This window comes from Pseudaestuariivita sp. (assembly GCF_052825805.1).
On record NZ_JBRBVB010000003.1, the window covers coordinates 205,043 to 218,009 of the forward strand.

At 65.2% G+C, this 12,967-nt stretch carries 15 protein-coding genes; 5 read left to right on the forward strand and 10 right to left on the reverse strand.

What is annotated here, in order from left to right:
* The first annotated feature begins 21 nt into the window (after positions 1-21).
* The gene (locus tag ACU0B3_RS05375; RefSeq protein ID WP_446259799.1) at positions 22-1,194 is read left to right on the forward strand and encodes a MalY/PatB family protein; all 1,173 of its coding nucleotides are present in this window, start codon (positions 22-24) and stop codon (positions 1,192-1,194) included.
* Here ACU0B3_RS05375 and ACU0B3_RS05380 read toward each other — a convergent pair whose 3' ends face one another.
* On the reverse strand, positions 1,195-1,542 hold the full coding sequence (locus ACU0B3_RS05380; RefSeq protein ID WP_446259800.1) for a hypothetical protein: 348 nt from the start codon (positions 1,540-1,542) through the stop codon (positions 1,195-1,197).
* Between the two features lie 194 nt (positions 1,543-1,736).
* On the opposite strand from ACU0B3_RS05380, the gene ACU0B3_RS05385 reads away from it, so the two are divergent.
* A complete protein-coding gene (locus tag ACU0B3_RS05385; RefSeq protein ID WP_446259801.1) occupies positions 1,737-2,711 on the forward strand; it encodes a glutathione S-transferase family protein in 975 nt (324 codons plus the stop codon).
* Here ACU0B3_RS05385 and ACU0B3_RS05390 read toward each other — a convergent pair.
* Both ACU0B3_RS05390 and smc read right to left on the reverse strand, forming a co-directional pair.
* Positions 2,680-3,084 carry a response regulator gene (locus ACU0B3_RS05390; RefSeq protein ID WP_446259802.1) on the reverse strand — a complete coding sequence of 135 codons (405 nt, stop codon included), beginning with the start codon at positions 3,082-3,084 and terminating at the stop codon, positions 2,680-2,682. The two genes, ACU0B3_RS05385 and ACU0B3_RS05390, sit on opposite strands and share 32 nt — an antisense overlap.
* A 128-nt stretch (positions 3,085-3,212) precedes the next feature.
* Positions 3,213-6,671, reverse strand: coding sequence for a chromosome segregation protein SMC (smc, locus tag ACU0B3_RS05395; RefSeq protein WP_446259803.1), 3,459 nt, complete (start codon positions 6,669-6,671; stop codon positions 3,213-3,215).
* A 200-nt stretch (positions 6,672-6,871) separates the two neighbouring features.
* Here smc and ACU0B3_RS05400 point away from each other — a divergent pair, with 200 nt between their 5' ends.
* Positions 6,872-7,330, forward strand: coding sequence for a GNAT family N-acetyltransferase (locus ACU0B3_RS05400; protein ID WP_446259804.1), 459 nt, complete (start codon positions 6,872-6,874; stop codon positions 7,328-7,330).
* Positions 7,331-7,558: 228 nt separating this feature from the next.
* Here ACU0B3_RS05400 and ACU0B3_RS05405 read toward each other — a convergent pair whose 3' ends face one another.
* Positions 7,559-7,948 (reverse strand): hypothetical protein, encoded by a 390-nt coding sequence (locus tag ACU0B3_RS05405; RefSeq protein ID WP_446259805.1) that lies wholly within the window; start codon positions 7,946-7,948, stop codon positions 7,559-7,561.
* A gap of 104 nt (positions 7,949-8,052) precedes the next feature.
* Here ACU0B3_RS05405 and ACU0B3_RS05410 point away from each other — a divergent pair, with 104 nt between their 5' ends.
* Complete coding sequence (locus tag ACU0B3_RS05410; protein ID WP_446259806.1) at positions 8,053-8,820, forward strand: FadR/GntR family transcriptional regulator; 768 nt, start codon at positions 8,053-8,055, stop codon at positions 8,818-8,820.
* A 61-nt stretch (positions 8,821-8,881) separates the two neighbouring features.
* Here the strand turns inward: ACU0B3_RS05410 and ACU0B3_RS05415 are convergent, their stop codons facing one another.
* From ACU0B3_RS05415 to ACU0B3_RS05440, 6 genes are all read right to left on the reverse strand, one after another.
* Positions 8,882-9,457, reverse strand: a complete 576-nt coding sequence (locus tag ACU0B3_RS05415) for a F0F1 ATP synthase subunit B (protein WP_446259807.1) — start codon at positions 9,455-9,457, stop codon at positions 8,882-8,884.
* 4 nt (positions 9,458-9,461) lie between these two features.
* Positions 9,462-10,031, reverse strand: a complete 570-nt coding sequence (locus tag ACU0B3_RS05420; protein WP_446259808.1) for a F0F1 ATP synthase subunit B' — start codon at positions 10,029-10,031, stop codon at positions 9,462-9,464.
* Positions 10,032-10,119: 88 nt separating this feature from the next.
* Entirely contained in the window at positions 10,120-10,356 is a 237-nt protein-coding gene (locus ACU0B3_RS05425) for a F0F1 ATP synthase subunit C (protein WP_210878355.1), read from the reverse strand.
* Positions 10,357-10,425: 69 nt separating this feature from the next.
* Complete coding sequence (locus ACU0B3_RS05430) at positions 10,426-11,178, reverse strand: F0F1 ATP synthase subunit A (RefSeq protein ID WP_446259809.1); 753 nt, start codon at positions 11,176-11,178, stop codon at positions 10,426-10,428.
* A gap of 5 nt (positions 11,179-11,183) precedes the next feature.
* Entirely contained in the window at positions 11,184-11,546 is a 363-nt protein-coding gene (locus ACU0B3_RS05435; protein ID WP_446259810.1) for an AtpZ/AtpI family protein, read from the reverse strand.
* 219 nt (positions 11,547-11,765) lie between these two features.
* Positions 11,766-12,053, reverse strand: a complete 288-nt coding sequence (locus ACU0B3_RS05440) for a winged helix-turn-helix transcriptional regulator (RefSeq protein ID WP_446259811.1) — start codon at positions 12,051-12,053, stop codon at positions 11,766-11,768.
* Between the two features lie 133 nt (positions 12,054-12,186).
* Between ACU0B3_RS05440 and ACU0B3_RS05445 the strand changes: the two genes are divergently transcribed.
* Positions 12,187-12,927: an SDR family NAD(P)-dependent oxidoreductase gene (locus ACU0B3_RS05445; protein ID WP_446259812.1), complete on the forward strand. Its 741-nt coding sequence runs from the start codon at positions 12,187-12,189 to the stop codon at positions 12,925-12,927.
* Positions 12,928-12,967 lie beyond the last annotated feature (40 nt).

Here is a 12,967-nt window from a genome sequence, read left to right on the forward strand (position 1 = left end):
CCAACCCTGAGGAGACGCCCCATGAGTTTCGACGAGATCATCGACCGCCGCGGCAGCCACTCGGTCAAGTGGGACATGATGGAGGCGCTCTACGGCGTGCCGGCGGACACCGGGCTGTCGATGTGGGTGGCGGACATGGATTTCCGCCCGCCCGCCTGCGTGACGCAAGCGGTGCAGGACATGGTCGATCACGGGGTCTACGGGTACTTTGGCAACGACACCCCCTACCGGGAGGCGATCTGCTGGTGGATGCAGGCGCGGCACTGCTGGACGGTCGATCCCGGGTCGATCTTTACCACCCATGGGCTGGTGAACGGGACGGGCATGTGCGTCGACACATACACGGCGCCGGGCGACGGGGTCGTGCTGACGACGCCGGTCTACCACGCCTTTGCCAAGGTCATCAAAGCTGCCGGCCGAGAGGTCGTCGAGATGGAGCTGACGCACGAGAACGGGCGTTACGGCATGGATTTCGACGCCTGGGACGCGGCGATGACGGGCAAGGAGACGATGTTCATCCTCTGCTCACCGCACAATCCCGGCGGGCGCGTCTGGACGCGGGACGAGCTGCAGGGCGTCGCGGATTTCTGCAAGCGCCACGATCTGATCCTGGTGTCGGACGAGATTCACCACGATCTGATCTACCCCGGGCACACGCACACGCCGATGACGCTGGTGGACGAGAGCATCCTCGACCGGCTCGTGATGATGACGGCGACCACCAAGACGTTCAACATCGCCGGTTCGCATTCGGGAAACGTGATCATCCCCGACGAGGGGCTGCGCGCACGCTTTGCCGCCCGGATGGGGGCGCTGGGGCTGTCGCCGAACTCGTTTGGGCTACACATGGCGACGGCGGCGTACTCACCCGAGGGCGCGGAATGGGTCGATCAGCTGATGGCCTACCTCGCCGAAAACCAGCGCGTCTTTAACGAGGGGATCGCGGGGATCCCCGGTCTTGCGCCGATGCCGCTGGAGGCGACGTACCTGTCGTGGGTCGACTTTTCGGGCACCGGAATGGAGATGGCCGAGTTCACCCGCCGCACGCAGCAGGACGCGCAGATTTGCGTCAACCACGGGCCGACCTTCGGGAAGGGAGGCGACAGCTTCCTGCGGTTCAACATCGCCATGCCGAAGGCGCGCATCGAAGAAGCGGTCGCGCGCATGCAAAAGGCGTTTGGCGATCTGCAGTAGCTACTTGCCGAGCAGCGCGATCGGAGCGTCGGGCGGGCGATAATAATCGAGGGGCGCCTTGTCGGCAGCTTCGGTGTTGCGCTTGAATTCGAACCGCCATTCCGAGCCGTCCGTCTCGGACGCTACGATCAGGCATTGATAGAGATGCCGTCCGCCGTCGTAGATGTCCACCAGTCCGCGCAGGTGCGGCGCGGTCTCGGCGTCGAGCACGAAACCGTCCGACCAAAGCTTGAGAATGCGGAAGCTCTGCTCACCCTGCACCACACGGTGCCGGCTGAGCCGCTTTTGCGTGGCTTTGCGCGCCGCGTCGAGGGCGGCCTGGACGTCCTTGGAGACAAATGTCGTCATGTCGTTCCCACTCCCTAGCCAAAGAAATAGGCGCACTGCCCGCAAAGCAAACCATACCGCGCCAAAAAATTGGGCAATTTGCGAACCACACTTCAAGCGCACTGTGCATGGCCGCGGAGGCTCTGCGCGCGGCGTGACCTTTTTGCACTCCCCTGCGCCGCTATATGAGGCGGACGCAACAGGAGTGTGACGGCATGGGTGTTCTCGTAGACGGCGTTTGGCAAGACAGCTGGTATGACACGTCGAAAACCGGCGGCGCGTTCAAACGAACCGAAGCCGGGTTTCGCAATTGGATCACCGCGGACGGCAGTGCCGGACCCTCAGGCGAGGGTGGCTTTGCCGCGGCAAGCGGGCGCTACCATCTTTACGTCAGCTATGCCTGCCCCTGGGCGCACCGCGCGCTGATCTTTCGCAGCATCAAGGGGCTGACGGACCACATCGGCGTGTCGGTCGTGCACCCGGACATGATGGGCGAGGGATGGACGTTCGAGACGGACTACCCTGGCGCGATTGGGGATCAGCTCTACGGGCTGCCCTTTGCGCGCGACATCTACCTCAAGGCGTTGCCGGACATGACTGGCCGGGTCACTGTGCCGATCCTGTGGGACCGCGAGCGCGAGACGGTGGTGTCGAACGAGAGCTCGGAAATCATCCGCATGTTCAACTCCGCCTTTGACGGGATCACCGGGACCACCGACGACTACTGGCCCGAGGCGCTGCGCGCCGAGATCGAGGAAGTGAACGCCCGCGTCTATAACACGGTCAACAACGGCGTCTACAAGGCAGGCTTTGCCACGACGCAAAGCGCGTATGACGACGCCGTGGGCCCGCTTTTCGACACGCTGGACTGGCTCGAGGACCGGCTGGCGGAGACGCCCTTCCTCGTGGGCGGGCAGCTGACGGAGGCGGACTGGCGGCTGTTCACGACGCTGGTGCGGTTCGATCTCGTCTATCACCTGCACTTCAAGTGCAACCGCAAGCGCCTCATCGACTACCCGGCGCTTTGGGCGCATACGCGGCGGCTTTACCAAAGGCCGGGTGTGGCGGAGACGGTGAATTTCGACCACATCGTGCGGCACTACCACTACAGCCACGAAAGCATCAATCCGCACCGGATCGTGCCGATCAACCCTCAGATCAATTTTGACGCGCCGGTGCCGCCGGTTTGACAGACGGGGCGTGGTATTCGACCATCGCGGCGAGGTCCTCGACCGGGGTGGTCGAGGACACGCAGGCCGCGGCGTTCGAGCAATACTGAAAGAGCGATCCGTCCGAAAAGAAGGACGCGTTGGTCACAAAGATCACCTTGGCCTCGGGGCGACGGAAATTGGCGTAGTCTGCCAGCGCCACCGCACCGCCATCGGACATCAGCACATCCGCGACGATCACGTCCACCGGGGAGTTGGAGAGGATTTCGAAAGCTTTGGCAGTGCCGTCCACCACGTTCACGTGCATCCCGAACCGTTGCAAATGCCGCGCCCAGACAAGGGCAAGGCTTTGATCGCTTTGCACAATCAACACATTGGGGGTCGGGGAAGCCACGTCTCACATCCAGTCGCCGCCCGGCATCCATGCAACGCGCACGAAGGGCCAAACTTTAACGGCTTATGAACCTAATCGTTCTGAGGGGCCAAAAGGTTCCCACGATGTGTAAATTATTCCTGACGGCGTCAGGCCACCATCTGCGCGGCTTTTTTCAGATCGACGGAGACGAGCTGCGAGACGCCCTGCTCCTGCATCGTCACACCGAAGAGGCGGTCCATCCGCGCCATCGTGACCGCATGGTGCGTGATGATGAGAAACCGCGTGTCGGTGCGGCGCGTCATCTCGTCGAGCAGATCGCAAAAGCGCGTCACGTTGGCGTCGTCGAGCGGTGCGTCGACCTCGTCGAGCACGCAGATCGGCGCCGGGTTCGCGAGAAACACCGCAAAGATGAGCGCAAGCGCCGTCAGTGTCTGCTCCCCACCGGACAGGAGCGAGAGGGTCGACAGCTTCTTGCCCGGAGGCTGGCACATGATCTCGAGCCCCGCGTCGAGCGGGTCGTCGGATTCGACCATCGTCAGCCGCGCCTCGCCGCCGCCGAAGAGGTGCTGGAAGAGCGTGCCAAAGTTCTCGTTCACCTGTTCGAAGGCGGTCAGGAGGCGCTCGCGCCCTTCGCGGTTGAGACTAGCGATCCCGGCGCGCAGTTCGCGCACGGCGTTCTCGAGATCGGCCTTTTCGGAGACCAACATGTCGTGCTCGCCCTGGACCTCCTTGGCGTCCTCCTCGGCGCGCAGGTTGACCGCGCCAAGCGCGTCGCGCTGCCGCTTGAGCCGGGCCACGTCGGCCTCCAACCGGTCGGCGCCGGGCATGTCTTCGGGGACTGCGTCCAGCTGTGCGAGGAGGGCTGTGGGCGTCGCGCTCAGCGCCTCCGAGATGCGTTCGGCGGCCTGCTCCACCGTTTCGGTCGCGGCCTCGGCGCGGGCCTCCGCCGCCGCACGTGCCTCGCGCGCCTCGCTCGCCGCGCGCTCGGTCTCGCGCAGCGCCTGTTCGGCCTCGCGCAGCGCGCCTTCGGCCTTGCTCAGCGCATCCGCCGCCGCCGCCTTGCGCGCCTCCGCCTCGGTGATGCCGACGGCAAGTTCCGCGCGTTTGGCTGCCAAGGTCTCGGGCTCGGCGCGCGCCCCGGTGAGTGCCGCCTCGCTCTCGGCCTGCCGTGCATCGATATCCGCCAGACGCGTCTCTGCCGAGGACAGGCGGGACTGCCAGCTCTCCTGCTCGCTCGCGATGGTCTGCAAACGGCGCGCCCTGCCCTGCCCCTCACGGCGCAGCTCGTCAAAGCCGGACCGCCGGGTCATCATCGTCATCCGCGCAGCCTCGACCGTGACGCGCACATCCTCGACCTGCTGGCGCGCCGCGTCGAGGTTCGGCAGCGTCCGCAGCGCTGCGCGGGCCTCCCGCGCCTGGGTTTCGGCGTCCTGCGCGGCAAGCTGGTGACGGGTGAGCGCCTGGCTCAGCGTCTCGCACTTGCCGTCCGCCACGTCGCTGTCCGCCTCCGCCCGGCTGAGCGCGCGGGCCCCCTCGGTGGCCTTGGTGTCCGCATCGCGGCGGGCCTGGCGGGCAGCGGCATCGGCAGCGGTCAGGTCGGCCAGCCGCGCCTTGAGCGCATCATGTGCCTGCCGCGTCGCATCGAGCCGCGCCTCGGCGGCGGCGGTCTGCTGTTTCAGCGCCTCCAGCCGGTTGAGCTGTTCAAGCCTGAGCGCCGTTGCCGACGGTGCGTCCTCGGCATTGGTGTGAAACCCATCCCAGCGCCACAGATCGCCTTCGGCTGTGACTAGGCGCTGACCGGGCTGCAGCGCTTTTTGCGCGCGCATGCCCGTCGCCAGATCAGGCACCACGCCCACGTGCGAGACGCGGCGCTGCAGCGCCTCAGGCACCGCAACATGGTAAAGGAGCGGTTCGGCACCCTCCGGGAAGGCTGCCGCGTCGAGCCGGTCAAGCGTGCGCCAGCCGCTGTCCTGCGCCGCGTCCTCGACCACCGGCGCGCGCAGATCGTCGGCAAGCGCGGCGCCGAGCGCCTTTTCATATCCCGGCGCGACCTGCACCTGGTCGAGCACTTGCGCCCCGTCGACACTGTCCCGCTGCAAAAGCCGGTCGAGCGCGGAGACCTCGGCGAGCAGCGCCTTGGTCTCGCCTTCGGCGGCAGAGCGTTCCGCGCGGGCGTCGGCCTCCCGGTCCTGTGCGGCGGCGCGCGCCTCTTCGGCGGCGATCAACGTCTCTTCGGCGGAGGTTTGCAAGGCCAGCGCCGCGGTGTGCGCCGCGCTCAGCTCCGCGACCCGGGCGACAGACTGCGCGGCAGCGGTGCGTGCCTGTTCGAGCGCCGCTTTGGCCTTGTCCGCCTCCGTCCGGTGCCGGGAGAGCGTCGTGTCGAGGTCATCCGCAAGCCGCTCCGCCGACTGGTGCTGCGCGGCCAGTCGCGCGACGTCCTCTGTTTTTTCGGACAGGTCCGCCTCGCGCGATTGCAGCACCTCGGCCGCGTCTTGCGCGGCGCGCTCGGCAGCGGCGAGCTTTCCGTCGTGGCCGGTGCTTTGCCTTTCGATCCGCGCCGCCTCGTCCGCCAGTTTTTGCACTGTCTCGGCGGCGTCGCGGTTCAGCTCCACTTCGCGAGTGCGGTCTGTGCCAAGCTGCGCGATGCGGGAAGTCAGCGTGTCGATGCGCTCTTGTGCCTGTGCCTCTGCCGCGGTCAATGTGTCGCGCTCCACGAGTAGGCGCTGGAGGATCGCGGCGGCGACGGTGTCCTCCTCCCGGACGGGCGGAACGCCAGCCTCAGCCGTGTCGCGCGCAGCACTTGCGGTCAGCGCCGCGCGCTCGGCCTGCGCCGCCTCAGACGTACGGGCCTGCAGCGCCGCGCTGGTCTCGGCACGCGCCACATCCGCCTCGCGCCACCTGCGGTAGAGCAGCATCCCCTCCGCCCGCCGCAACTCTTCGCCGATGGCGCGGTAGCGCGCGGCCTGCCGGGCCTGACGCGCCAGGTGCGACAGCTGGGCGGCGAGTTGCTCGATCACGTCGTCGACGCGCAAGAGGTTCGCCTCGGTCCCCTTGAGCTTGAGCTCCGCTTCGTGCCGGCGCTGGTAGAGGCCGGAAATCCCGGCCGCCTCTTCAAGGATGCGCCGGCGGCTCTTGGGTTTGGCGTTGATCAGCTCGGAGATCTGACCCTGCCGCACCAGCGAGGGAGAATGCGCGCCCGTGGAGGCGTCGGCGAAGAGCATCTGCACATCCCGCGCGCGGGTGTCGGTGCCGTTCGCCTTGTAGGCGGAGCCGACGTCGCGGGTGATGCGGCGGACGACTTCGAGGATGTCGCTGTCGTTGAAGCCCGCCGGTGCAAGCCGGTCGCTGTTGTCGAGAAGAAGCGCGACCTCGGCAAAGTTGCGGGCCGGCCGGGTAGCGGCGCCGGCAAAGATCACGTCCTCCATCCCGCCGCCGCGCATGGCGGTCGGACGGTTTTCGCCCATGACCCAGCGCAGAGCTTCGAGGAGGTTGGATTTGCCACAGCCGTTCGGGCCGACGACCCCGGTCAAGCCGTCCGAGATCGTCAGGTCCGTTGGATCGACGAAGGATTTGAACCCCGTCAGTCTGAGCCGTGTGAATCGCACCCTGTGACACGTCCCGATTCCAGTCCCGCCTCCAAGGTGCCAGTGACCGCTTGGCCGAGTCAACGTTGCTGCGCTTTATCTTGCCCACGAGCGGAAGTTATCCCCAAGATGTTGCGGCCAATGCCCGGTTGCCGACGCGTCGCGCTTGACGCGACCGCAGCGCGGGCGTCAAGTGATCGACAGACTTGGAGGGGATGCCATTGTCCGTCACCGTACACCGCGACTCGCCGAAGGAGGCCGGCAGCCTCGCCCTGCTTCAGGAAAGCCATGCGCTGATGCAGAGCCTCTTTTCCGAGGACGAGAACCACTTTCTATCGGTCGACGAGCTTTGCGCGCCCTCGGTGCATTTCTTTACAGCGCGGGACGCGGATGGCACAGCGCTTGGCTGCGGCGCGCTGGCGGTCAAGGACGGCTACGGCGAGATCAAGTCCATGTATGTCGCCACACGCGCCCGCGGCAAAGGCGTGGCCGCGGCCCTCTTGTCCGAGATCGAAGACGAGGCACGCCGGCAGGCGTTGCCGATGCTGCGTCTCGAGACGGGCGATGTGCTCTACGATGCGCATAGGCTTTATGGACGGCACGGCTTTTCGATCCGCGGGCCCTTTGGCGAGTACACCGAGTCGCCGGCGAGCCTCTTCATGGAAAAGCCGCTGGTTTGAACCGGCGGGCTAGAACAGTCGAACCTAAACTAAACTCACTCGAAACAGCAATTCACGCGCCGACCCGAGGAGTGGCGCATCGCGCCGCCCGTTTTGCTGAAAGCAAACCTACGGTTTGACGGGGGCTGGTCAAGCCGGAGGCATGCCTTTGGCATGACGCGGCCTGACGTGGCCGTCAGGCGGGCGCTTTGAATTGAGTGTCGTGAATCAGGTTTACTGGCGCCTTCGCTAAGGCTCGAAGCTGCACCTGAGTGCGCCGTCAGGGCCGGCAAGATCGGGTGCGCAAAGAAGGTCGCGGTCAGAACGCGGCATTGGTCTGGGGGCGGCGCCGTTCGGGCAGGCTAGCCCGCCGTAGACAATCGCCACATCCCCGCGCAGCCAATCGACATTGCAGCCGCTCAACTGCTCCATCGCGCGTTCGGCGTTGCCGATGATCTCGTCCACGGGCTGCGCCATGCGAAAGTTGCGCCGCATCGCCTGCATTGTCAGGCCCTTGCGCCGGACGTCGAACGTGTCCGCCCCGACCGTGATGCGCACCGCCTCCGTGCCTTGCAGGTCGGGACCAGGCGCGCCGCAGGCGGCGAGGGCGAGGATAAGGAAGGCAGCAGAATATCGCATGGTGCGACGGTAGGCCCGCGGTGGTTAAGGCGCGGTAAACGCGTGCGGCTTGACGGGGCGGGGCGGGACTGGTCAGTTTCCCTGACCACTGGAGCCCGACACTCATGCCCTTCCAACGCGTCCACTCGGAAAAGCTGTCGACGGCGGTCGTGCGCCAGATCGAGCTCTTGATCCTGCGCGGCATCCTGCGCCCCGGGGAGCGCCTACCCTCCGAGCGGGACCTGGCCGAACGGCTTGGCGTGTCCCGCCCGTCGCTGCGCGAGGCGATCTCCGATCTGCAGGACAAGGGTCTGTTGACCACGCGCGCGGGCGCCGGGGTGTTTGTCGCGGACGTGCTCGGCTCGGCTTTTTCTCCGGCGCTTGTCGCGCTTTTTTCAGGGCACGACGAGGCGGTGTTCGACTACCTGTCGTTTCGCCGCGACATGGAGGGGCTGGCCGCCGAGCGCGCGGCGCAGTTTGCGTCCGACACCGACCTGCGCGTCATCCAGTCGGTGCTGAGCAAGATGGAGGCGGCGCATGCCAGCCGCGCGACCACCGACGAGGCGCAACTGGATGCGGCGTTTCACATGTCCATCGTGGAGGCGTCGCACAATGTGGTGATGCTGCACATGATGCGGTCGATGTACCAGCTGCTGCGCGAGGGCGTCTTTTACAACCGTCAGGTGATGTTCCGCCAGCGGCGCACGCGCGACGACCTCCTGGCGCAACACCAGCGCATCAACGCCGGGCTTCAGGCGCGTGATCCCGACGCGGCGCGGCGGGCGGTGGAGGATCATCTCGACTACGTGGCCGAGGCGCTGCGCGACCAACAGCGGGCGGACCGCAACGAGGACGTCGCGCGGATGCGGTATGCGCACGAGACTGAGGGCTAGGCCAGAAAAGCAAAACCCGGCGCGGCGGCCGGGTTTCGATTGGGTTTGATTTGTCAGGCACCTAGTGCAAACGCGCATCCACTTCGGTGATCGCGTCGTCGATCATCTTGCTGGAGTCCGTGGCAGTCATCTGCTTGGCCACCACGTCGCGGGCAGCGGCGACGGCCACGGCGATGGCTTGATCGCGGACCTCTTTGACGGCACCGGCCTCAGCGCTGGCGATCTGGTCTTCGGCAGCCGCGAGACGGCGCTGGATCGAGACCTTGAGGTCGGCCTTGGCCTGTTCGGCAGCCTCAGCCGCTTCCTTCTTGGAGCTCTCGACGATGCGCTGTGCCTGCTCCTGCACTTCGCGCTGCTTGCGCTCGTAAGAGGCGAGGAGGGCCTGCGCGTCCTCGCGCAGCTGCCGCGCTTCGTCGAGGTCGTTGCGGATACCTTCGGAACGCTTGTCGAGCATACCGCCCAGCAGCTTGAACACGCCAAAGTACGCCAGCACGCCGATGAACAGCAGGAACGACAGCAGGACGATGAAGTCCGTGTTCTTGAGCGAGAAGAACGGCTTGTCCTTGGCAGCGGCCAGCGCAGGGCCGGCCGTCAGGGCAAAGGTGGTCAGCGTCAGGGTGAGGGAAGTCAGTCGCATCGCGTTACCCTTTCATCCGCTGAGCCACGGCGGCGTCGATGGCCGCGGCGTCGGCCTTGCCACCCAGAACCGCGACCAGCTCGGCGGCGGTGTCCTTGGCCACGGCGCGGACGTTGTCGACGGCGGTGGCGCGGATTTCTGAAATCGCCTTTTCGGATTCGGCGGCGCGGGCTGCGATCTCCGCGTCGGCGTCCTTCATGGCGGCATCGAGGTCGGCCTGAATCTCCGCTTTGGTCTCGGCGACGATCTTTTGCGCCTCGGCGCGGGCGTCCGCGAGCGCCTTCTTGTAATTCTCTTCAGCCTCGACGGCAGCTTTCTTGAGCTCGTCCGCCTTGGCGATGTCGTTGGTGATCGTGCCCCGACGCTCTGCGAGCACGGAGGCGATCCGCGGCAGGGCGATGCGGCTCAGAATGAAGTAGATCGCCAGCAGCGTGACGACGAGCCAGAAGATCTGGTTGTCGAACGTGCTGAAATCGAGCTGCGGCAGGCCCGACGCTTCCGCGGACTCGGCCGGAAGGCCACTGTCGCTCGCGGTATCGTCCAGCGCGCCACTGATCGTGGGTTCGTCTGCCATGTCGCTCTCCGGTCAGAGACTTGGGTGTCCCGTTGGCGGAACCCAGTGAGGCTCCGCCAAGGACGTAAGGATGTCTGGTCGTGCGCTCTTAGACGGCGAACATCAGCAGGAGCGCGACGAGGAACGAGAAGATCCCCAGCGCTTCGGCGAATGCGATGCCGATGAAGAGCGTGGCCGTCTGGCCGCCAGCTGCGGACGGGTTGCGCAGGGCACCGGCGAGGAAGTTGCCAGCCACGTTGCCCACACCGACTGCCGCGCCGCCCATGCCCATGCATGCGAGGCCCGCGCCGATATATGCGCCCATTTGTACGATATCGCCTTCCATGATCTTCTCTCCTTACGATGGAATGTGATGTGTGTCGCGTAAGGTGGGCAGGTGCCCACCCTACATGTGTCAGTGATGCGGATGCAGCGCGTCGCGCAGATACACGCAGGTCAGAATGGTAAAGACGTAAGCCTGGATAAAGCAGACCAGCACCTCGAGCCCGTACATCGCCGTGACCGCGAGGATCGACAGCGGCGAGATGGCGAGGATGGCGGCGAAGCCCGCAAAGACCTTCACCACCGCGTGGCCGGCCATCATGTTGCCTGCAAGACGAATGGAGTGGCTGAGCGGACGGACGAAGTACGAGATGACCTCGATCACGGCCAGGATTGGACGCAGCGCGAGCGGTGCCGAAGACACCCAGAAGAGCTGCAGAAAGCCAAGGCCGTGCTTGGCAAAGCCGATCGCCGTCACCGTTAGGAACACCGCCATCGCCAGCACCGCCGTCACGGCGATGTGCGAGGTCGTGGTGAACGCCATCGGGACGAGGCCGAGGTAGTTGGCAAACAGGATGAAGAGGAAGAGCGTGATGATGTACGGGAAGTACTTGATCCCGTCGCGCCCGGTCACGTCCTCGACCATCTGGTAGATAAAGCCGTAGGTCAGCTCGGCAATCGACTGGCTGCGCGAGGGCACGATCGCCCGGCGCGAGGTGCCGAGCACCATCAGCGCAAAGATGCAGAGCACCGACAGAGCCATCCAGAGCGTCACGTTTGTGACCGTGAACATGCCCACCGCGCCGTCGCCAAAGAGCGGCTTGACGATGAACTGGTCCATCGGATGGAATTCCAGACCGCTGCCGCCGGATGCTTCGTCTGCCATGGCCCTCAGCCCTTTGTTTCGTTGTCCGAGCCCAGCTCGGACTGTGTCTCATCGTCCGAGCGTGGCTCGGGTTGCGATTTTTCCTGAAGCTCTTTCGCGCTGCGTAACATCACGTTCACACCCGCGGCAAACCCCAGCAATGTAAAGAGGACCAGGAAGATCGGCAGAGTGCCGAGGAGGCTGTCCAGCCCATACCCAATCCCAAGACCGATGATCAAACCGGCCACCAATTCCGTCACCATGCGCCATCCGAGTTCGGACTGCCGGGAGACCGGCTTGTCCAGCGTCCTCGGCGCGTTTTGCGCCTTGAGCGCATCGATCTTCGCTTCCAGCTCACGCAGTTTCGAAGGATCGTCAGCGTCGCTCACGCGCGGCACGGCCTCACACATGGTTCGCCTGTGTGCTACGGCGCAGCATGGCTGGAGTCAAGTTGCCTGACACTGTCACAAGTATCTGATTTTCAATGTCTTTCTCAATGCAGCTTGCGGCAATCTGACATCATTGCACGCGCCACAGCCACAAATCCTCATTCAACCCTTTGGTTGATCTTTGCGATATCCGGGTCGCCGGGACAAATCTGGCCCGGATCAACGCGCCGCGGTGCGGTCGATATGTGCCTGACCCCAGTGTGCAACTTCACGCAGCAAAGGACGCAGGGTCTCGCCATAGTCAGAGAGGCTGTACTCGACCCGGCGCGGCGTTTCTCCGTAGTCCGTCCGCAGGACAACACCGTCCGCCACCAGCTCTTTCAATTGCCGGATCAGAACCCGCTCGGAGATCCAGGGCATCTCGCGTTTGAGTGCGCTCAGCCGGTAAGGCCCATTCTGCAGCCGAAACACGATCCCCGGCTTCCACTTGCCGCCGATCACATTCATCGTCGTTTGCACAGGGCATGGTCGATTGCCGTCCACGAGGGGTCCTCACCGCACTGACAATTTTGTCCGTAATGTACAGGCTTGCCGTGGAAAGGGTAGCGTCACGGCAGGTTTGCAATAGCGGGAAGGCGAGATGGCTGAGCAATTCGAGGGGCGCGTGGCGCTGGTCACCGGCGTCGGGAAACCCACGGGTCTGGGATACGCGATCTGCGAGGCGCTGCTGACGCAGGGGATGAGTGTGTACCTGACGGCGCGCACTTCGGCGCAGGCGGAGGCTTTGGCGGGGGCGCTTAGTGCAAAGGGCTGGGTTCATCCGCTCTCGGTCGACATCGCCGACGACCGGCAGGTGCGCGAAGCCGCCAGCTTGATTGAAAAAACACACGGCAAGCTCGACATCCTGATCAACAACGCGGCCAAGACCTCGGCCTATGGCGAGACGGCGGCGGAGGTCGACCTCGCCGCCGCGCAATCGGTGCTCGATGTGACGCTCTTTGGGACGTGGCGCATGTGTCAGGTGATGCTGCCTCTGCTGCGCCAGAGCGATGCGGGACGGATCGTCAACGTCTCCAGTGGCGCCGGCTCCCACGGTGATCCGGCCTTCGGTCTGACCACAGGCAACCAGATGGGCACCAGCTACGCGGTGTCCAAAGCCGCATTGAACGCACTTACCGTCAAGCTGGCGCTCGAAGAAGAAGGCTCGTCGGTCAAGATCAACGCCGTCTGCCCGGGCTTTACCGCGACGTTCGAGGGTGGGCTCGACATGGGCGCACGCCCGCCGGCGGAGAGCGCCAAGGGCATCGTCTGGGCGGCAACACTCCCCGCTGATGGTCCCACAGCGGGGTTCTTTCGCGATGGCGCGCCGCTTGCGTGGTAAGTTTGTAGTGCGAGCGACTGTAGACCTCATACGTTCGAAC

Excerpts from the sequence above, each read along its gene's own strand:
- ACU0B3_RS05375 (WP_446259799.1), top strand. The coding sequence starts at position 22 with ATGAGTTTCGACGAGATCATCGACCGCCGCGGCAGCCACTCGGTCAAG.
- ACU0B3_RS05380 (WP_446259800.1), bottom strand. The coding sequence starts at position 1,542 with ATGACGACATTTGTCTCCAAGGACGTCCAGGCCGCCCTCGACGCGGCG.
- ACU0B3_RS05440 (WP_446259811.1), bottom strand. The coding sequence starts at position 12,053 with ATGAATGTGATCGGCGGCAAGTGGAAGCCGGGGATCGTGTTTCGGCTG.
- ACU0B3_RS05425 (WP_210878355.1), bottom strand. The coding sequence starts at position 10,356 with ATGGAAGGCGATATCGTACAAATGGGCGCATATATCGGCGCGGGCCTC.
- ACU0B3_RS05415 (WP_446259807.1), bottom strand. The coding sequence starts at position 9,457 with ATGCGACTGACTTCCCTCACCCTGACGCTGACCACCTTTGCCCTGACG.
- ACU0B3_RS05430 (WP_446259809.1), bottom strand. The coding sequence starts at position 11,178 with ATGGCAGACGAAGCATCCGGCGGCAGCGGTCTGGAATTCCATCCGATG.
- ACU0B3_RS05405 (WP_446259805.1), bottom strand. The coding sequence starts at position 7,948 with ATGCGATATTCTGCTGCCTTCCTTATCCTCGCCCTCGCCGCCTGCGGC.
- ACU0B3_RS05410 (WP_446259806.1), top strand. The coding sequence starts at position 8,053 with ATGCCCTTCCAACGCGTCCACTCGGAAAAGCTGTCGACGGCGGTCGTG.
- ACU0B3_RS05385 (WP_446259801.1), top strand. The coding sequence starts at position 1,737 with ATGGGTGTTCTCGTAGACGGCGTTTGGCAAGACAGCTGGTATGACACG.
- ACU0B3_RS05445 (WP_446259812.1), top strand. The coding sequence starts at position 12,187 with ATGGCTGAGCAATTCGAGGGGCGCGTGGCGCTGGTCACCGGCGTCGGG.
- ACU0B3_RS05420 (WP_446259808.1), bottom strand. The coding sequence starts at position 10,031 with ATGGCAGACGAACCCACGATCAGTGGCGCGCTGGACGATACCGCGAGC.